Below are 20,284 nucleotides of genomic sequence, written 5' to 3' on the forward strand. Positions count from 1 at the left end.
CCCCTCTTAAAATATGTCAGTAATTATAGAAAACTCGTTTTCTTAACTAACAATAAAAAAAGTCGATCATCATTATAATCATGAGATCGACTTTTTATTGTATTCCATATACATATATAGAAGTTAGGATTTTATACCAAAAAACTTTTTAACCTTTGACATCATACCTTTTTCATCCTCTAAAGACATAAGTGGTACGGACTCTCCTAATATTCTTCTTGCAATATTACGATAAGATATAGAGGCTTTCGTATCAGGTTGGAATGCCACAGGCTCTCCGTGATGTGAAGCTTTTATTACTTCGTCATCATCTGCTATAATTCCCAACAAATCTACGGCCAAAACAGTAACAATATCATTGATATCTAGCATATCCCCTGTTTTAACCATATGGTTTCGGATTCGATTAACAATTAAATGCGGAGAACCTATGCTTTCCTCTTTTTCTAGCAATCCGATTATTCTGTCTGCATCTCGAACACTAGATTTTTCAGGGGTTGTAACAACAATTGCTTTATCAGCACCAGCAATCGCATTTTTGTACCCTTGCTCTATTCCTGCAGGACAATCAATTAATATGTAATCATAATCTTGCTTCAATTCTAATATAACTTTTTTCATTCCCTCAGGCGTTACGTCGTCTTTATCACTTGTTTGTGAAGCGGGTAAAAGATGTAAACAATCAAAACGTTTATCCTTTACAAGCGCTTGTTTTGGTTTACAACGGTTTTGTACCACATCAACTATGTCATACACGATTCGATTTTCTAATCCCATCACAACATCTAAATTACGGAGTCCGATGTCTGTATCAATCAAACATACTCTTTTACCTAATAAAGCAAGTGCTGTTCCAATATTTGCAGTAGTTGTTGTTTTACCTACCCCGCCTTTTCCAGAAGTAATAACTATTGCCTCACCCATTGCTCATTCTCCTCTCAATAGAATTCATATTAGGTCGAATGTTAGATAACCTTTGAAGGCGATCGATAATAATCTTCTCTTCTTTGTTATCTATATAAGCACATTCCATAAATAAACCTTCTGTTTCAAAATCAGGAGCTCTACTCATGAAGTCTGCTATTCGTAACTGTGTAGGATTCATGTAAGCTGCTGCTATAACGGCTTGTCTATTCCCTTCAACACCGGCATGGGCAATTCCGGTCAGTTTCCCTAAAACGTAGATGTTTCCGGTAGCTGTAATTCTGCCTCCTGGATTGACGTCACCAATTAACAATAAATCGCCTTTTACATGAATGACCTGCCCTGAGCGTATCATTCTCGTAATAGTAGTAACATCTAAATCCTGTTGTATCTTACGTGCTTCTTTTTTTGTCATAACATCAGAAATCACATCGTTAATAATTAAGTTCTTTTTACTTCGAACTATGTTAATGATTTGATCCTTCATTTCTTGTGAAACATATCGATTACCAACATAAACATTAACTTTTATCATCGGATGTTCCTTTTCAACTAGAGAAGAGGAAAGTTTCTGTTCTAATTCTATAAGGACATGATCGAATGAACAGGATTCATCTATAATAAACGTTAATCCTTCTTTTGTGCCTTTTATTGTAACTGCTTGTTTTTTGTTGTTCACAGAGGTTCACCTCAATAATACATTTTCGATAGGTAGTATGAAAAATCCTCTTTCCAATTACTTCTTCTCCGAGAGCTGTTCCTCCGACCAAATTTGTAGTCGCTTTTGAAAGATTGGATAGATGATCAAGAAGAATAGTATGTTGCCTAATAGAGTTGGAATGAGTCGATCTGATGTGTAGTCGATCCATGTTAAATCAGTTTTTCCAATCATAAAATACATTACATAAATAATATGATCTGCTAAAGCAAGTCCAAGAAAAACAAGTAATAAACCAACAACAAAATTTGGATGTAGCATTTGTTTTAAACCATGAATAATATAGACAACTAGTCCATACGTAAACATATAAACCCCAAGTATATTTGTGTAAGTCAAATCAATTAAGAAACCGAAAATAACAGCATAGATTACACAATAAAAAGTATGATCACGATCATAAAATACTGCTATCATAATAGTTAAAACTAACGTCCAGTGAGGTATAGGAAAGACCCCTGCGGCTATCCACTCCTTAGGGAGAAGGTCAGCGGCTGTACTTTCTAATACTAATAAAATTAATAAAAAAAGAGGAAGAAATAATCGTTTCATTACTCCTCCCCCTCTATACCAAGATCTTCTTCAGGGGTTGGCATAACTCGGTCTACCACTAAAACATGATCAATTTCATAAAGATCTGCTGCGGGATTGACATATGCAATCTTCGTTAAACCATAGGCATCCATTTCTACTGCTTCAATTTCTCCAATTGATAGTCCTGCTGGAAATACACCACCCATACCAGAACTAAATACTCGTTCACCTTCAACAATATCTACATCTGTAGATTTAACTGTTAACAATAATGCTTTTCTTTTATCGTCATATCCTTCAATCAAGCCGAACACTGGCTCTTTTTCCTCTTCACCTTGAATTAGAACAGAAATTCGGTTATTTAAATCAAAACCACTTAGAAGCTGAACAGTAGATGTGAATTGATAAGCCGTTTTAATTTTGCCAATCATGCCTTCTGAAGTAATAACAGCCATATTCGGTCCAACTCCGTGTTGTTTCCCTTTATTAATCGTAAGCTGTTGAAACCATAATTCGGGACTTCGGCCATTTACAGTTGCTTGAATAGGATTGAATTTACGGATATTATCCGTTTCCTTCAGATCCAACATAGCGCGTAATTCTTGATTGTCTTTCTCAAGGGCTTGTACCTCATAAAGTAAATCTTTATATTCAGATAACCTTGCTTTTAAAACTCTATTTTGCTCATACGTTTCTTTTAAATCATCTACATCCGTAAAAAAGTTTGTCACAATATTTATTGGAACTTGAAAAACTCCTTGTACCCAACCAATTGTGTCCTTTAAAAATTCCTCAGGTAAGGATACTTGATCTCTGTCTCTAATTGTAAAACCTATTAAAGTTACTAAAAGAATAATGCTTACTAAAATGATGATTAATATTCGTCTCCTAAAAAAGGACCACATGAACCACACCTACTTCTACTTATTCAATGGTTGAACGGCCCGCAACGTTAGGATTGGAACGGAAGTGATGAATATATTCCAATGCTTTACCAGTTCCGATTGCTACACAATCTAATGGATCTTCAGCAACGAAGACAGGCATCTTTGTTTCCTCACTAATTAATTGATCTAGATTTTTTAATAAAGCTCCTCCACCAGTTAAAACAATACCTTTTTCCATAATATCTGCTGCAAGTTCAGGAGGAGTTTTCTCCAACGTACTCTTCACAGCGTCTATCATCGAATAAACCGTATCTTTTAAGGCCTTTTCCACTTCTTCATTGTTAATTGTAATGGTTTTAGGAAGACCTGATACTAAATCACGACCTCTAATATCCATCTCCTCCACACCATCTATAATTTTAGCAGTACCAATTTCCATTTTCACTATTTCTGCTGTATGTTCCCCAATCATGAGGTTATATTTTTTACGAATATATTGAATGATAGCATCGTCCATTTCATCTCCGGCAATTCTAACTGATTGGCTCGTCACAATTCCACCTAAAGAAATAACGGCTACTTCCGTTGTACCTCCACCAATATCTACAACCATGCTTCCCGTTGGTTCCCAAACAGGCAATCCAGCTCCAATAGCAGCTGCAAATGGTTCCGCAATTGGGTAGGCGTCCTTTGCCCCTGCTTGCTTTGTCGCATCCACAACAGCTCGTTCTTCTACCATTGTAATACCAGAAGGAACACAAACCATCACATTTGGCTTCCTAGCGAAAACAGAACGCTTTTTTTGTGCTTTATTAATATAGTATTTCATCATCATTGCTGTTGTATCATAATCAGCAATAACCCCGTCCTTCATTGGTCTAATAACAGAAATATTTCCTGGAGTACGACCAATCATCATCTTAGCACTACTTCCCACAGCCTCTACTTCACCTGTTGTTAAATTTTTTGCGACAACAGAAGGTTCTCTTAAAACGACACCTTTCCCTTTCACAAAAACTAACGTATTTGCTGTACCTAAATCTATTCCAAGGTCTTGTGAAAAACCAAATCCTGCCATTATGTATCTTCCTTTCCCTAGTCTCTTTATAATGTTTTTATTTTTTCACAAACCAAAATATACATGATAAGAAAAAGTTGTCATCTATATAAGCCGAAGCTAAATGAATAGTTTACTGTCACCTTATCTCTATATTTCATTGTATTACAAAAAAAGAAAGATAATAAGCGCCAATTCAGGAAATAACCTGAAAAATGGCGCCTTTTTTTACTGTCTTATCATATTATACGAGAAAATAAATGAAATAGATAGTCCTATAAATACCCTTTTTCCTTCATCGAAACGTATTTACGATCTCCTATAACGATATGATCTAAAAGCTCAATTCCTATCATTTTTCCACATTCAGCAAGTCTTCTCGTTACGTGAATATCTTCTTGTGAGGGGGAAGGATCACCTGAGGGGTGATTGTGTGCACAAATAAAGGAGGCAGCTGACCTTTTGACAGCTTCGCGGAATATTTCTCGTGGATGAACGATTGACGCGTTCAAACTTCCAATAAAAACAGTTTGTTGATGCATCACTTGGTTCTTTGTATTAAGGAACAAGCATACGAAATGTTCTTGTTTAAGGTGTCTTAATTCTTCCATTAAAAAATCAGCGCCATCTTCTGGGCTTCGAATAACAAACCTTTCCGTCGGTCGAAAAGCATGGATTCTTTTACCGAGTTCAAAGGCGGCAATGAGTAAAACCGCTTTTGCATTACCAATACCCTTAATTGCCGTTAATTCTTCGACAGTAGCATCCTTCAGTAACGGTAACCCTTCAAAGTGTATAAGTAATCGTTGTGCAATCGAAGTAACGGATTCATTCTTTGATCCACTTCCTAAAACAATTGCCAATAGCTCCTGATTGGAAAGATGATTAGCTCCTAGATGTATGAGTCTTTCTCGAGGTCTGTCATCCTTTGGAACATCTTTAATAAGAATTGATTGATTTCCCAAAAAAATTCTCCTCTCCCTGCCTTTGTTATGTTCATTTCGGATATATTGAATATTTTTTCAGTTCTCTTACTAGTCTCCCTATAGGTAAGCCAACAACATTAAAATAATCCCCTATAATTCTTTTAACTAACAAAGCCCCTCGGCTCTGAATACCATAACTTCCTGCTTTATCAAAAGGATCACGAGTGGAAATGTAGTCCATTATTTCTTGCTCGTTTAGATCCCAAAATTCCACCTCTGTTTTTTCTATAAATACCGTTTTATTATTTTCGCTTCTAATCATTACCCCTGTATAAACCTCATGTATATTCCCACTCAGTTTTGTTAACATGTCAAACGCATCATCTTTATTTTGTGGTTTTCCGAAGATACTTCCTTGAAAAGACACCACTGTGTCTGCTGTCAGTATCACTTCATTGTCATGCAAAGAAACGCTTTCCCCTTTTAACACAGCTAACTGTTTTACAGCCTCTGTTGGATTTTGCGTTGTGATAATAGATTCGTCTACATCTTGTTTTCTTAATATAAAGGGAATATTTACTTGTTTTAATAAAGACTGTCTTCTTGGTGATGATGATGCCAATACTAATTGTCCCATGATTTTCCTCCTGAAAAGCTTTTATGTTATATCTATCTTATATAAGACTTAGATGTATTCGCAAATATACAATTTTATATATTTTAGGTATATTGTGTGACTATTTTTGAAATCTATCTAAACAAAATTAATATTTACATTAACATTATATTTATAGTTTGACAGGTCAAAGAAGGTTAGAGGAAATAAAAAAATGCTAGACCTTCCGGGAGGTGTAACCAAATACAGTTGTCGCCGTTTTGCCACGGATAAACTTGACTTACTAGCAGTTCTAGTATGACTTCTTTGAATTCATACTTTCTTATCTTTGATCAAAAAAACCCTTTGTCTTTTATGTGAAGACAAAGGGTTTTGATAAAATCTATTCGGATAGGAAGTTCTCAAAAGTATATAGAATGCTAATTAAGCTATTTTGTTTAGACCATTTGTTACTATTCGAAGTAAGCGTTTCTAAATACTGATCCATATTATTTGCCAATTCCTGACCTTCTGAAGATAAGGAAGCTGGTTTAGCATCATACCAGGCTGTTAATTTTTCTATAGCTTGAGCTTCATTTGTTGAAAAGCTAGGCACAACTTCCTTCCATGTATCCAAGCCGTTTTTCACCCAAGTTCCTTCTTCGTCAACTAAGTTTTTTTCTTTACCTAGTATTGGCCATTCCTTCACAAATGCATCCTCTGGCGTAAATCCAGCATTTTCAATATCTAATTCTAGCTGTTTGGCAGCATCTTTTGATAAACCAATACCTGCAAATAAAATGAATTCTCCATTACTTTCCCATATAAACGGATCAATACCTTTATCTAAAAACTTACCTTCCCATTCCTCAGCTTTTTCTTTGGTTGTAAATCTTCCTACTTGAACGATATATGGAGTAAATCCATCCACGGTAATAGGGACTAAATCAACATTATCTTCACTCGGATTTCCGGTAGTTTCATCATCTTCATTAGACCCAACATTTGCAGTCCCTTCTCCACCGTTATTATTTGCTGGTTGAACTGTTTCTTCTGTCCCAACACCTGATAATAGTTTTAACATAACAAATCCCATAATAATACCAACAAAAGTTGCTGAAAGACCTGCAATCAGCAAGTGTTTTATACTAGGAATTTTGGAAAATAGTGATTTTTTATTTTTGTAAGGCCGTTGGAGGATTTTCACCTCTGGAATATCATCAAGGTTTTTATCATTTTCCTTTTCCTTGTCAGAAAAAGATTCACTTCTTCTATCTAACGCTGCTGCGACTTCTTCTCTTGCACTCTCTTTTTCTCTTTCATGATGATTATATTTTTCTCCATTAACACGTATCGAAAGCTGCTGCTGTTTCTTGTCCACTTTTTCTACCTCACTTTAGCTGCTTTTAATATGACGATATCACGTATAAGAGAAAAAAGTAGGCGAGTTTTGTCAACAGATACCCTTTATTCTTCTCAAACTTTCGTGGTGTTTCGTCTTAACAAGTAAAGAAAGGAGCTTTATTTCGTTAAAATAGTATTTTATTGTCGTAATAAACCTTTTTTCAAATGAGAAAAACTTGGCTTGTCGCCAAGTCCTTATGGAGAAAGCCTTCGTTTTTCTTATACTAAAGTACAAAAAAAGAGAATGGAAAATTCCAATTCTCTTATGCTTCACTAACTTTTTCATAGGTTGCCACTCTATTTCTACCTCTCCGTTTTGCTCCAACATACATAGCTCGGTCGGCATGTCTAATTAATTCCGAAGGCTCCTCGCAATCATCTGGGAAGCTTGCAACACCAATACTAGCAGTAATTTTAACTTCAATCGGATCAGAAGTTTGCATAATATGTTGTGTTAACGTAAATGGTTTATCACTAATTACTCTTCGAAGTTTTTCGGCTTCAAATTGCGCTTCGCCCTTTGATTTATCTTTTAGGAAAATAACAAATTCTTCTCCACCATATCTAGCAACCACGTTTCCGTCTCCAACAAACTCCTCTAAACGTCTAGCAAGTTCTCGTAGAACCTCATTTCCGCTCTCATGGCCATATGAATCATTTACTTTTTTGAAATGATCTAAATCAAGTAAAATCATGGAATGGTTTTCTTGTACACCTTTTGCTTTCATATCTTCAAATACAGTCGCTAAATATGTTTCTAAGTAACGCAAATTATATAGTTTTGTTAATGGACAACGTTCACTTTTCCTTTTTGTGGAATCATAGTGTCGTGCATTTTCTATAGCAACAGCTAAATAGTTGGCTAAAATTTCTACTAGCATATAATGATATTTTTCATATGTTCGTTTGTTTTTAGAAACAATTGTAATGATACCAACAATTTTCTCGTTTCTACGTATAGGTACGGAAATAACACTTTCCGCATCATCTGTTAATGTACTGTCTTGTACTTTCTTCTCCCACTTTATTCTGTTTGAATAATAGACCCCTTCACCTTCACCATAAACCGTACCACTAATTCCATCGAATTTTTTTAGCGTAACACTCTCTAAAGGAGTTTCATTATCGGCATCTACAAACCGAATTAATGTTAATGTTTCCGTACTATTCGTCACATCAAATATGTACGTATAATCTACTTCTAGTAATTCACTGATTTCATTGACGAATATATCTAATACTTCTTTTACGTTTAACTGTCCTGTTAATTTATGCCCAATTTCACTAGTCTTTTGCAAATAATGATTGATTTTATTAGTAGCATAATAGTTCATAATAACAACGGAAATAATAATAAAAGGTATACCTACAAAGTAGATTGCTTTTGCACCTAACTCAATATATAAGAGGTATAAAACAAAACCAACTGGTAGGGTAACGATAGATGTAATGACATCCCATAATAAGCTACGCGAGAAAAAGTTCTCTGTCTTTCCAGTCATAAACATTCTTAGCAAATGCAATAAAATTTGATTCGCAACAATTATTGCTAATGCATAAGAAATAATGGGAAGTACTTGCTCAAAGGAGAAAGTTTCAATTTCTCCATTTGTTCCGCCTAGCAAATAAAATATAGCTGCACCCATAATAGATATGAGTAGAAACATCGTTAAGTTTACTGGTACTCTATGTAAATCTTCTTTTCCGGTTCGTAGCTTTAACATAAGGACGATGACCGCTATTTGTGTTAAAACAATTTCAACAAATAAGCCAAAGTATAAGAATACAGCAAAACTTATTCCTTGTATGAAGAAAATAGGTGTTTCCCCAACAATTATCGGGAAAAAGGCAACGATACACATCAAAATGGCAAACGAAATAACATCAAACCACTTTCCATCGATTGATGGCTCTAAGACGTTATATAGGTAAAACAGAAGTGTTGGCCAAACGATTAACCACACTAACCATATCGTTAATTTCTTTTGTTGGGTCATTTTTAGCATCTCCCGCAAAATACTTGCATGATTATGTTATTTTCAAAATGAGATTTTAGTAATTTCTAAGTTTTCCGACATTTATTTCTATTTTATCATATCCTTGTTCATTTCATCAAAATAATATCTAATTGTAGAAATAAAATATAAGGATCCAGAAAATATAATTATCTCTTTATTAAAGTCAATTGTTGATTTCACTTGATTGAAAGCGTCTAACCAATCAGGTATTACTTGTTTATTCGGGTGTGAACTAAGCTGATTTATATCGTTAGGATTTGCTACTCTTTCAAAATCAAAGCTAGTAAATACAACGTGGTCTACCACTTTATCAAGTATATCAACCATTTCTTGTAACGGTTTATCCTTCATTGCAGAGAAAATGAGATGTTTCCTTTTATTTGGGTAAAAACGCTCTAACGTATTGGTAAGTGTTTTTAGTCCAGGTACGTTGTGGGCACCATCTAGTATGACAAGAGGGTTTTTATTTATAATTTCAAATCTTCCTGGCCATGATGTTTTTTGTAAACCTTCTCTAACAAACTGTTCTATCACATCAAATTCTTCCATAGACGCCAACATTATAAATGCTTGAAGAGCTAACGACGCATTCGATATTTGATGGATTCCTTTCATTTGAATGTCTACAGATAAAATGTTAAAAAGAACTGAATAAAACGAAAATACTTCCTTACCTTCTACGAAATCATTTATTTCACTTTTAAAATCCACTCCGTACTCTAACATAGGAGCATTCATTTCCATTGCCTTATTCTTTATTACCATTAATGCCTCTGGACGATCAACAGCCGTTATGACAGGGATGTTTGCTTTTATGATTCCTGCTTTTTCGAAAGCAATTTGCTCGTACGTGTCCCCCAAAATATTCATATGGTCAAACCCAATATTCGTAATAATCGTCAAAAGAGGTTTTGCGATGTTTGTAGAATCTAATCTACCACCTAATCCAGTTTCAAAAAGAACATAGTCGACCTTCACATTTGCAAAGTACTCAAAAGCCATCGCTGTAATAATTTCGAACTCAGTAGGCGCACCTAATTCTGTTTGCTCTAGTTCCTCAGCAAGAGGCTTTATTTTTTCAACTAAGGACACTATTTCACTGTCATGAATTGGCTCACCATTCATACTAATTCTTTCATTGAATCGCACAATATAAGGTGATGTAAAAGTACCAACTGTTTTCCCATGGGCTTGTAATAAATGTCTTAGGAACGATAACGTTGACCCCTTACCATTCGTTCCAGCTATATGTATGGCCTTAATTTTTCTTTCTGGATGGTCGAGCTTGTCCATAAACCATTCCATTCTTTTAATTCCAGGCTTGATCCCAAATGTTAAACGACTGTGTATCCAGTTAACTGCTTCTTGGTAGTTCATCTTAGACCCTCGCTTTTTTACATATATTCTCTTTTCAACATTGTTTTCTTCACATTACAATGGAAAAGACTGATTCGTAGTAAAGATAAACACCTACGGATCAGCCATCTCCAATTTTTAAGCTTTCATTTCTTTTATTCTTGCTTCAACTTTTGCCCGTTTATCTAAATAGTCTTTTTCTTTTTCCTTTTCTTGTTCAACTATTTTAGCAGGAGCATTATTAACAAATTTCTCATTGGAAAGTTTCTTCTGAACTAATTCAACTTCAGCGTTCCATTTTTGCCATTCTTTTTCAAGTCGCTTTAGCTCCTCTTCTACGTTAATAAGCCCTTCTAACGGAAGATATATTTCAACTCCTGTAATAACTGCACTCATCGCTTTTTCTGGTGCGGTAAGTTCTGTATCTATTGTTAAATCACTCGGGTTACAAAAACGATCTAAATAATGACGATTCTTTTCTAATGCTGCCTTTAGCTTATCATTACCCGCTTTTACAAGCATCTTTATTGGTTTAGACATCGGTGTTTCTACTTCTGCTCTAATATTTCGAACAGCCCGAATAATTTCTACCAATGTTTTCATTTCAGTGGCGGCTTCCGTATTGGTAAACTCAGCTTGAATTTCGGGCCACTTAGCAATCGTTATCGACTCACCATCATGAGGTAGATGCTGCCAAATTTCTTCTGTAATAAACGGCATAAACGGATGAAGCATACGCATTGTGTGATCTAGTACATACACAAGGACTGATCTAGTTGTATTTTTCGCTTGCTCATCTTCACCATATAGCGGCAATTTTGCCATTTCAATATACCAATCACACAAATCATCCCAAATGAAGTTGTACAAGTGGCGGCCAGCTTCACCGAATTCATATTTTTCTATATTTCTTGTTACGCTATCAATGGTTTCATTTAATCGAGTCAAAATCCATTGATCTGCTACTGACTTTTCACCCGAAAGATTAATGTCTTTGTGTTCCATACCGTTTACATTCATTAATACGAAACGAGAAGCATTCCATATCTTATTAGCAAAATTCCAAGTAGATTCAATTTTCTCCCATTGGAAACGCAAGTCCTGTCCGGGAGCTGATCCAGTAGATAAGAAATAACGAAGAGAATCTGCCCCGTATTTCTCAACAACATCCATTGGATCCACACCATTTCCTAATGACTTACTCATTTTTCTACCGTCTGCATCTCGAACCAATCCATGAATTAATACATCCTTGAAAGGTCTTTGATCCGTGAATTCAAGGGATTGAAAAATCATTCTAGAAACCCAGAAGAAAATGATGTCATAGCCAGTAACTAGAACATTAGTCGGGAAATAGCGTTGGAAATCTTTACTTGATTCATCCGGCCATCCCATCGTAGAAAACGGCCATAAAGCAGAAGAGAACCATGTATCTAATACATCTGTGTCCTGTTCCCAATTTTCTTCATCATCTGGTGCATCAAGTCCAACATAAGTTTCACCTGTTTCTTTATGGTACCAAGCAGGTATACGATGTCCCCACCAAAGTTGTCTAGAAATACACCAATCTCGAATGTTTTCCATCCAGTTTAAATACGTTTTTTCAAAACGATCCGGAATAAACGTTACTTTATCTTTTGTATTTTGTAGATCAACAGCAGCCTTTGCAAGTGGTTGCATGTCAACAAACCATTGAGTAGATAAATAAGGTTCAACAACCGCATCGCTTCTCTCTGAGTGCCCAACGGAATGAACATGTTCTTCTATGTTAAATAGAATGCCTCCCTCTTGTAAATCTTTCACTAGCTGCTTTCGACATTCAAATCTATCTAGCCCGTTGTACTTTTCAGCATTTTCATTCATTGTACCGTCTTCATTCATCACTAGAATGCGCTCCAAGTTATGACGGTTTCCTAATTCAAAATCATTTGGATCATGTGCTGGTGTAATTTTAACTGCACCGGAACCAAACTCCATATCAACATAGTCATCCGCTACAATAGGGATTTCTCTTCCTGTAATCGGTAAAATAACTGTTTTACCAATTAAGTGCTTATACCGATCATCTTCTGGATGAACGGCAACAGCAGTATCCCCTAGCATGGTTTCTGGTCGAGTTGTAGCAACTTCAATATGACCTGAACCATCTTTTAATGGGTACTTCATATGGTAAAAAGCACCCTTCACTTCTTTATAAATTACTTCTATATCAGACAATGCCGTTTTCGTAGCTGGATCCCAGTTTATAATATATTCACCACGGTAGATTAAACCTTTTTCATACAGGTTTATAAAGACTTTTTTTACAGCATCAGATAAACCTTCATCAAGCGTAAAACGTTCTCTGGAGTAATCTAATCCGAGTCCGATTTTTTCCCATTGCTTTCGAATAAAAGAAGCATATTCTTCTTTCCATTCCCAAGCCTTCTCTATAAACTTTTCTCTCCCAAGGTCATATCGACTTTGGCCTTGCTCTTTTAACTTTGCTTCAACTTTCGCTTGTGTCGCAATACCAGCATGATCCATACCAGGTAACCACAACACATCATAACCTTGCATTCTTCTAAAACGGGTCATAATATCTTGCAGCGTTGTATCCCAAGCATGCCCTAAGTGTAATTTACCTGTTACGTTTGGGGGTGGAATAACAATTGTAAACGGCTCTTTCGATTCATCGTTTTTAGCTTCAAAAAACTTACCCTTAAGCCAAAAATTATAACGACCTTCTTCCACTTGATTAGGATCGTATTTTGGCGGCATAGAAACTTCTTTATTTCCCATGATAACCCTCCTCATTTTTAACTGTTACTTGTTCGCATTTAAATACAGTGGAGTATTTAAAATACGCTAACTTCTTCGCGAGCAAAATAAAAAACCTTTCCATCCAAAAAGGACGAAAAGGTTTATTTCGCGGTACCACCTTCATTCACAAACGAGAATAGACTCGTTTGTGCACTCATGTCGTTAACGGTTTTTATCCGGCTTCTTCTACTCATATTTTTTCAAAGAAGCTGCATCCAGGGCGACCTTCCAAGACTAACTTTCCTAGGAAGCTTTCAGCAATTACTTCCCTCTCTGTAGGACTTGATCTTGTACTCTTCCCTATCACTGCATTTTGCTATTTCTATTGTATTCATTATTTTATCCATTTCCACATAGAAAAGTCAATGTTCTTTATACACTTTTTCCAAAAATTCTTCATAATATACTATCACAATAATGAATAAGGAGGGGTATTATGGGAAAATTTTATCGTTTCAAACTTCCGCCATGGCTTAGACATTGGATTTTTGTCATTGAAAGATGTACATTACCCATTATGATATACCAATGTGCACGAACACTTTTTATACCTACAACACTTGATGTATTCCTATTAGGATTGCTTGTTGGGTTATTCTTCGCCTTTTATTTAGGCTGGATTTAATACTCCGATTCCATTTCTTCATCATCCACTAAATAGCTTCGAAGCTGTTGTTGGATGTAAAGAGCATGCTTATAATAAAAATGGAATTGTTGGAATTGACGTACCCATTCCGTTTCAGCATACGCATTTTTATTTTTTATATATTGAGCGATTTTTTTCATTAACCGATCCGTATTAAGTAAATGCAAGGCAAAAAGAGCATAGTCACTTTTATAGAAAGGGTATATAGAGTGATAATGATCTAGGGCTTCCATCATTTCGTTGATAGGTGCATCATGAAAACGACAAACATGATAAAAAAATCGAGATATATCCTTTGCTGGGTGACCATAAAACGCATTTTCCCAATTGATGAACACCATTCCGTTTTCTGTATGAATGAAATGGGATGGTGCTAAATTGCCATGGCATAAAACAATACGCATTTTCTCTTCTTTGCTAATATGGTCACGCCATTCCCCAAACCAATACTCAAGGTTATAGCATAGCTCTCTCATATCACGATAAAGGTGGCATAAGAGTAATTCGGTAGGTGACATAAAATGTTTCGCTTCGAATAAGGCGATCCACTTTTCGAAGCGATAAAATGTATTTTTCACTTTACTTTTTTGTGCATCCGTCCAATTATTTATGTTATCTAAATCCACACTTTTCTCTGCGATGGTTTTTTGATGAATATAACCTAACTCCTTAAAAAATAGGTGATAAGAAGAGGTCATTGATTCGTTCATTTTTGCTTTAAACCAAGGCATCACATAATAATTATGGTTTTTCCCCTTAATAATAGGGGTGTTATCCTTCGAAATATATAGTGGAGCTACTGTCGCTAACTGCTTTTCATTTGCTGTTTGATAAACCATACGGAATGTGTCTTCTAATCCACTATTTTTCGATTGTTTGATAACCACATATTGATTACCGGTATATACTTTTAATGCATTAGGTGAAAGCTTTTCTCCTTGATAAGATTGCATACCGTACTGTTTTAATATATTTTGTAATTTACTCAATTCTCTCATCCTTATCCATTTGAAAAACTTGGCTTTTCGCCAGTTTAAATTGGCGAAAGCCTTCGTTTTTAAACTTCAATCCAGAAAGAGTTAACACCCCGAATAGCACAATTAGGACGGATCTTTTTGAGGTTTTTGTTGAGGAATGTATAAAATTTCCCCCGCATTTAAAACTTCACTTTCTAAATTGTTGTATCGAACAAGAGACATTTTTGGTATCGAATACCTCTTTGCAATTGTATCAAGCGTATCAGAATCTTGAACGATACACATACGAATACGCGAATACGTATCTTCTTCTCGATCAAACATATTGACTAAATATACCGCATTTTCACGACTATCTGGGCTAGGTGATTCATCATTCCCCTCCATGTGATACTCCACTTCTAAAGTTGGACTTTCCACATTAGAGCTTTCATAGGAACTATCAAATGGACTTTCAAATGGGCTATCCTCTAGTTCTTCTTCTACTTCTTCTTTATTTCCAAAAAACTCTCCAAAGCTTTGGGACTTTTTCTTAAACCATAAATCTCTTCCCTTTTCCTTCTCTTTTTGTTCCACAGGTTCTTCCTCGTCCCTACTTTCTTCGACTAGAAGCTCCTCTATTGGACTATCCTCTTCCAAAATACTAGATGACTCCTCATCCTCTTCGAACTTCATGTCAAATGAAAAAGGTTGACTTACCTCATCCCAGGTATTATCTGTAGCTTCTTCTTGTACTTCCTCTTCTGTCCTAGGTGAATAGGCCTGATCTTGTTCAATACCGGAGATTACTACTTGTGCCTGAAGCTTTAGGTGTGAAGTATCAGGAATTTCATAGTCAAAATAGTCTATTTCTACTAGTACGTCGTCTAATGAAGATACACGATACTTTGGAATCGTAATTTCTACTGGAATATTATAATGAAATTCATTTAAACCATCGTCAAAGCTTCTTATATCTCGAATAAAATTTTTCGTACTGTGGTCTTGAAAAGAAACTACTTGATCTTCATACTTTTCTCCCTGCTCTGAAATAGTAGGCATGTACTCACCGGTAAGCTCAATAACCCCCCTAACAGAAACGTAATCTTCATTTTCATTAATCGTTATATCGGGCTCCAGTGCAATGCCGATAAGTTCCTGTACTTCCTGTCCTTTTTCAAACCATAAAAGCTCATTTAAATCAAACGTAAACACATTTCGGTGATCTTGAGTCAAACGAACTCCTCCTCCCCATATGATTGTTGCTATTTACCAATCTCTACACTTATATGTGAGGGGAAGGGAAATTATTACGGACATTGGAAATGGAACAGTTTTTTTATAAAAACGTCTATTCTTTTATGTTTTCATCAACCAAAGTTTGGCTATATCAACCATTCTTTGTTTATCCTTTCAGTTAATTAAACACAAAAACCTTGTCATCAACTAATGACAAGGTTTTAATATTTTTATTTTTTTGTAATGTTAGCAAATGTCTTTCTAGCCGCTTCAATCGTTTTTTCAATATCTTCATCCGTATGGGCAGTAGATAAAAATAAGCCCTCAAATTGGGATGGTGGAAGAAAGATTCCTTCTTCTGCCATAGAACGATAATATTGAGCAAAAATATCAAGGTCAGCTGATTTTGCTGATTCAAAGTTCACAACATCCTCATTTGTGAAGAAGATGCCAACCATGGATCCAGCACGATTAATCGTATGTGGAATATTGTGCTCTGTCGCTGCAGCTCCTAGTCCTTCTACTAGACGATCAACCTTCTTGTTTAATTCAACATACGTAGTTTCAGTCAATGCATTCAACGTTTCAAAACCAGCTGTCATCGCTAATGGGTTACCTGATAAAGTCCCAGCTTGATAGATAGGACCAGCTGGAGCAATATTTTCCATTATTTCTCGTTTTCCGCCGTACGCACCTACTGGAAGACCTCCACCAATAACTTTACCTAAACACGTTAAATCAGGCGTTACATCGAAGTGACCTTGCGCACTGTGATAGCCTACTCTAAAACCAGTCATTACTTCATCAAAAATAAGAAGTGTTCCATTCTTTTCGGTAATATCTCTTAATTTTTGCAGGAAGCTATTAACTGGAGGAACAACTCCCATGTTTCCAGATACAGGTTCTACAATAACAGCTGCAATGTCGTCACCAAACTCCTGGAATGCATATTCGACACTCTCCATGTCATTATAAGGTACCGTAATCGTATTTTTCGCGATTGATTCAGGAACGCCAGGGCTATCTGGTAAACCTAGTGTTGCTACACCAGACCCCGCTTTAATTAAAAGAGAGTCACCATGTCCGTGATAATTTCCCTCGAACTTTAAAATTTTGTCCCGACCAGTGTAACCTCTTGCAAGGCGCAAAGCACTCATCGTCGCTTCTGTTCCAGAGTTAACCATACGTACCATTTCGATAGAAGGGACCCTTTCGATAACAAGTTTAGCTAATTTATTTTCTATTTCTGTTGGGGCACCGAAGCTTGTTCCACCTTCCACAACCTTCTTCAATGCTTCTACAACTGTTTCATGGGCATGTCCTAAAATAAGTGGACCCCAGCTTAAAACATAATCAATATACTCGTTGCCATCAACATCGTAAATTTTTGATCCTTTTCCTCTTTCCATGAAAATAGGGTCCATTTTTACTGATTTAAATGCACGAACAGGGGAGTTAACACCACCAGGTAATAAATCAACCGCCTCTTTAAAAGCTTCAATAGATTTGCTATAACTTCTCACTCTATTCACCCTTTCCTTATTCACTTAACCATTTCGCAACGTCTTTGGAGAAATACGTAATAATTAAATCCGCGCCCGCACGTTTCATGGACGTAAGCTTTTCTAAAACGATTTCTTTTTCATTTACCCAACCATTTTGAGCTGCTGCTTTAACAAGGGAATACTCTCCGCTTACATTGTAAGCAACAACAGGAACAGGATGACGATTTTTAATTTCTCTCATAATATCTAAGTAGGAGAGTGCTGGTTTCACAATTAAGAAATCTGCACCTTCCTCAATATCCGAATCAGCCTCACGAATTGCTTCTAAGCGATTGGCTGGATCCATTTGATATGCTTTTCGATCCCCAAACTGTGGACTACTATGTGCTGCATCACGAAACGGTCCATAAAAGGACGAAGCATATTTTACGGCATAGGACATAATTGGTGTATTTACAAAGCCTGCTACATCTAATCCTTGTCGAATTGCTGCAACAAAGCCATCCATCATATTAGAAGGAGCGATAATATCTGCACCTGCCTTCGCTTGACTCACAGCTGTTTCGGCAAGCAACTTTAATGACTCGTCATTAAGCACTTCTCCATCCTTAATAACTCCACAGTGTCCATGTGAAGTGTATTGACATAAACAAGTATCCGCAATAATGGTCAAAGAAGGAACATCTTTTTTAATTTGTCTAATTGCTTTTTGTACAATCCCGGTTTCACAATACGCTTGGGTTCCTACTTCATCCTTTTCCTTTGGAACACCAAAGACAATAACCGACTTAATCCCTAACGATTCTACCTCTTTCATTTCTTCTGTTAAATAATCAAGAGAAAGATGGAAAACTCCAGGCATTGATTTTACTTCATTTCTTACGCCTTCACCTTCAACAACAAATATAGGGTAGATTAAGTCCTCTTTATGTAGGTGTGTCTCTCTAACTAATGCTCTCAAATTATCAGATGCACGAAGACGACGGTGTCGCTTAAAGCTTAGTTCCTTACTCATTTTCATCCAGCTCCTTTTGGCAATATTGAACTAATGTATGTATCATATCCGGAATAGTAAAATTACTAGGGGTTAATACATGTGTAAACCCCTTTTTTTGAGCTTCTTTTTCGGTTGTAGTTCCTATGCATATTGATACTGTTTCCTTGTACTTATTTGCAGAATCTCCACCAAGTGCAAAAAATGCATCCACACACGATGGACTAGTAAATGTAAGAACGTCTAGGTGCTGGTCTGTTAAAACTTTCTGAAGTAGCTCTTTTGCACTATCATTGTATTTAGTTGTATAAACAGTGACAGTGGAGAAAGGGATACAATGCTCGATAAGGGCATTCTCTAAGACATTTCTTGATAAACTTCCTTGTACGAGTAGAACATTTTTGGCATGGAAATTTTCTGTGAATACCCGGCCCATTTCTGCTGCTGAATATTCATCAGGTATAAAAGTAGCTGTTAGTCCATATTGTGAAAGGATCTCATCAGACTTCTTGCCGACAACTCCAATTTTTGCAGAAGGAATAGCAAGGTCATATCGTTTCAAACTCTCATAGAAATAGTGAATGCCATTTGCACTCGTAAAAAAAATCCAATCAAATTTCTCAAGATCAGCCATGATTCGTTTGGTATTCTCACTTAACACTAAATCAAAAGTGATTAAAGGCACCTCTATTGGTTCTCCACCATACTTTTTTATTAAACGTGACATCGAATTTGATTGTTTTTTCCCTCTTGTAACTAAAATCCTTTTTCCCTGTAAAGGGAGTGTCATGACTGATCAAGCTCTCTTTTTGCTTCGTCTATCATGTCTTTTCCACCTTGTGCAAAAACTCGCTCTGCAGCTTCTTTACCAACTTCAACTGGATCTTTCCCTCTTACGATCTCATGGACAACCTTTGAACCATCAGATTTTGAAACCAATGCACTTAATACGACTTCCTCGCCATCAAGGTAGGCATAACCCGCTATTGGTACTTGGCATCCACCTTCTAATAAATGTAGAAAAGTTCTTTCTGCTGTAACAGTACGAGTCGTTTCAGCATCGTTAATTTTTGCCAATAGTTCTCTCACTTCTTTATCTTCTTCTCTACATTCAATAGCTAAAGCACCTTGTCCAACCGCAGGAACACAAACATCTGGTGCAAGAAATTCCGTTACGATTTCAGATGACCAACCCATACGTTGTAAACCTGCTGCAGCTAAAATAATTGCATCATAGTCTTCTTCTTTTAATTTACGTAACCTTGTCTCGATATTTCCTCTTACAGACTTAATTTTCAAGTCAGGACGTTGTACTAATACTTGAGCACCTCTTCTTAAACTACTAGTTCCAACGATTGCACCTTCAGGTAAATCCATTAATCCTGTTTTACCATCCTTAGAAATAAACGCATCACGATGATCCTCACGTTCAGGAATAGAGGCAATGATTAGACCCTCTGGAAGCTCTGAAGGCATGTCTTTCATACTATGGACAGCAAAGTCAATTTCTTTGTCAAACATTGCTTGTTCAATTTCCTTCACAAATAAGCCTTTTCCACCAACTTTAGATAAAGTAACATCTAGTATTTTGTCACCCTTCGTCATAATTTTCTTCACTTCAAACGTATAAGGTAGGTTTAATTTTTCTAATTGCTTAATGACCCAATTCGTTTGTGTTAAGGCAAGATTACTTTTTCTAGAACCGATAACAATTTTACGCATA

18 protein-coding genes and 1 other annotated feature are annotated in these 20,284 nt (G+C 36.1%); of the genes, 1 reads left to right on the forward strand and 17 read right to left on the reverse strand.

Annotation, left to right across the window (positions count from 1 at the left end; genetic code table 11):
* Positions 1-123: 123 nt before the first annotated feature.
* The 11 genes from minD to HNQ94_RS01785 all read right to left on the reverse strand — a co-directional run bounded on the left by minD (position 124) and on the right by HNQ94_RS01785 (position 13,200).
* A complete protein-coding gene (gene minD, locus HNQ94_RS01735) occupies positions 124-924 on the reverse strand; it encodes a septum site-determining protein MinD (protein WP_174494520.1) in 801 nt (266 codons plus the stop codon).
* Positions 917-1,603, reverse strand: coding sequence for a septum site-determining protein MinC (gene minC / locus HNQ94_RS01740; RefSeq protein ID WP_174494519.1), 687 nt, complete (start codon positions 1,601-1,603; stop codon positions 917-919). The genes minD and minC overlap by 8 nt, the downstream gene beginning before the upstream one ends.
* A 57-nt stretch (positions 1,604-1,660) precedes the next feature.
* Complete coding sequence (gene mreD, locus HNQ94_RS01745) at positions 1,661-2,194, reverse strand: rod shape-determining protein MreD (protein ID WP_174494518.1); 534 nt, start codon at positions 2,192-2,194, stop codon at positions 1,661-1,663.
* The gene (gene mreC, locus HNQ94_RS01750) at positions 2,194-3,081 is read right to left on the reverse strand and encodes a rod shape-determining protein MreC (RefSeq protein ID WP_174494517.1); all 888 of its coding nucleotides are present in this window, start codon (positions 3,079-3,081) and stop codon (positions 2,194-2,196) included. The genes mreD and mreC overlap by 1 nt, the downstream gene beginning before the upstream one ends.
* A gap of 19 nt (positions 3,082-3,100) precedes the next feature.
* Entirely contained in the window at positions 3,101-4,141 is a 1,041-nt protein-coding gene (locus HNQ94_RS01755) for a rod shape-determining protein (RefSeq protein WP_174494516.1), read from the reverse strand.
* 254 nt (positions 4,142-4,395) lie between these two features.
* A complete protein-coding gene (radC, locus tag HNQ94_RS01760) occupies positions 4,396-5,085 on the reverse strand; it encodes a RadC family protein (protein WP_174494515.1) in 690 nt (229 codons plus the stop codon).
* Positions 5,086-5,116: 31 nt separating this feature from the next.
* Complete coding sequence (locus tag HNQ94_RS01765; protein ID WP_174494514.1) at positions 5,117-5,683, reverse strand: Maf family protein; 567 nt, start codon at positions 5,681-5,683, stop codon at positions 5,117-5,119.
* A 361-nt stretch (positions 5,684-6,044) separates the two neighbouring features.
* Positions 6,045-7,022 (reverse strand): SPOR domain-containing protein, encoded by a 978-nt coding sequence (locus HNQ94_RS01770; RefSeq protein WP_174494513.1) that lies wholly within the window; start codon positions 7,020-7,022, stop codon positions 6,045-6,047.
* 286 nt (positions 7,023-7,308) lie between these two features.
* A complete protein-coding gene (locus HNQ94_RS01775) occupies positions 7,309-9,042 on the reverse strand; it encodes a sensor domain-containing diguanylate cyclase (RefSeq protein ID WP_174494512.1) in 1,734 nt (577 codons plus the stop codon).
* Positions 9,043-9,129: 87 nt separating this feature from the next.
* Positions 9,130-10,440 carry a bifunctional folylpolyglutamate synthase/dihydrofolate synthase gene (locus tag HNQ94_RS01780; protein ID WP_174494511.1) on the reverse strand — a complete coding sequence of 437 codons (1,311 nt, stop codon included), beginning with the start codon at positions 10,438-10,440 and terminating at the stop codon, positions 9,130-9,132.
* Between the two features lie 117 nt (positions 10,441-10,557).
* A complete protein-coding gene (locus HNQ94_RS01785) occupies positions 10,558-13,200 on the reverse strand; it encodes a valine--tRNA ligase (protein WP_174494510.1) in 2,643 nt (880 codons plus the stop codon).
* A gap of 105 nt (positions 13,201-13,305) precedes the next feature.
* Positions 13,306-13,537 (reverse strand) — a binding site (T-box leader).
* A 120-nt stretch (positions 13,538-13,657) separates the two neighbouring features.
* Between HNQ94_RS01785 and HNQ94_RS01790 the strand changes: the two genes are divergently transcribed.
* Complete coding sequence (locus HNQ94_RS01790) at positions 13,658-13,846, forward strand: YszA family small membrane protein (RefSeq protein ID WP_174494509.1); 189 nt, start codon at positions 13,658-13,660, stop codon at positions 13,844-13,846.
* Here HNQ94_RS01790 and HNQ94_RS01795 read toward each other — a convergent pair.
* The 6 genes from HNQ94_RS01795 to hemC all read right to left on the reverse strand — a co-directional run bounded on the left by HNQ94_RS01795 (position 13,843) and on the right by hemC (position 20,283).
* The gene (locus HNQ94_RS01795) at positions 13,843-14,856 is read right to left on the reverse strand and encodes a phosphotransferase (RefSeq protein ID WP_174494508.1); all 1,014 of its coding nucleotides are present in this window, start codon (positions 14,854-14,856) and stop codon (positions 13,843-13,845) included. The two genes, HNQ94_RS01790 and HNQ94_RS01795, sit on opposite strands and share 4 nt — an antisense overlap.
* Before the next feature lie 111 nt (positions 14,857-14,967).
* The gene (spoVID, locus tag HNQ94_RS01800; protein ID WP_174494507.1) at positions 14,968-16,059 is read right to left on the reverse strand and encodes a stage VI sporulation protein D; all 1,092 of its coding nucleotides are present in this window, start codon (positions 16,057-16,059) and stop codon (positions 14,968-14,970) included.
* A gap of 233 nt (positions 16,060-16,292) precedes the next feature.
* Entirely contained in the window at positions 16,293-17,585 is a 1,293-nt protein-coding gene (gene hemL, locus HNQ94_RS01805) for a glutamate-1-semialdehyde 2,1-aminomutase (RefSeq protein ID WP_174494506.1), read from the reverse strand.
* A gap of 16 nt (positions 17,586-17,601) precedes the next feature.
* Positions 17,602-18,582, reverse strand: a complete 981-nt coding sequence (hemB, locus tag HNQ94_RS01810; RefSeq protein WP_174494505.1) for a porphobilinogen synthase — start codon at positions 18,580-18,582, stop codon at positions 17,602-17,604.
* Positions 18,575-19,351 (reverse strand): uroporphyrinogen-III synthase, encoded by a 777-nt coding sequence (locus HNQ94_RS01815; RefSeq protein ID WP_174494504.1) that lies wholly within the window; start codon positions 19,349-19,351, stop codon positions 18,575-18,577. The genes hemB and HNQ94_RS01815 overlap by 8 nt, the downstream gene beginning before the upstream one ends.
* Complete coding sequence (gene hemC, locus HNQ94_RS01820; protein ID WP_174494503.1) at positions 19,348-20,283, reverse strand: hydroxymethylbilane synthase; 936 nt, start codon at positions 20,281-20,283, stop codon at positions 19,348-19,350. The genes HNQ94_RS01815 and hemC overlap by 4 nt, the downstream gene beginning before the upstream one ends.
* Position 20,284 lies beyond the last annotated feature (1 nt).

This window comes from Salirhabdus euzebyi (genome assembly GCF_014207435.1).
Taxonomy (GTDB): domain Bacteria; phylum Bacillota; class Bacilli; order Bacillales; family Alkalibacillaceae; genus Salirhabdus; species Salirhabdus euzebyi.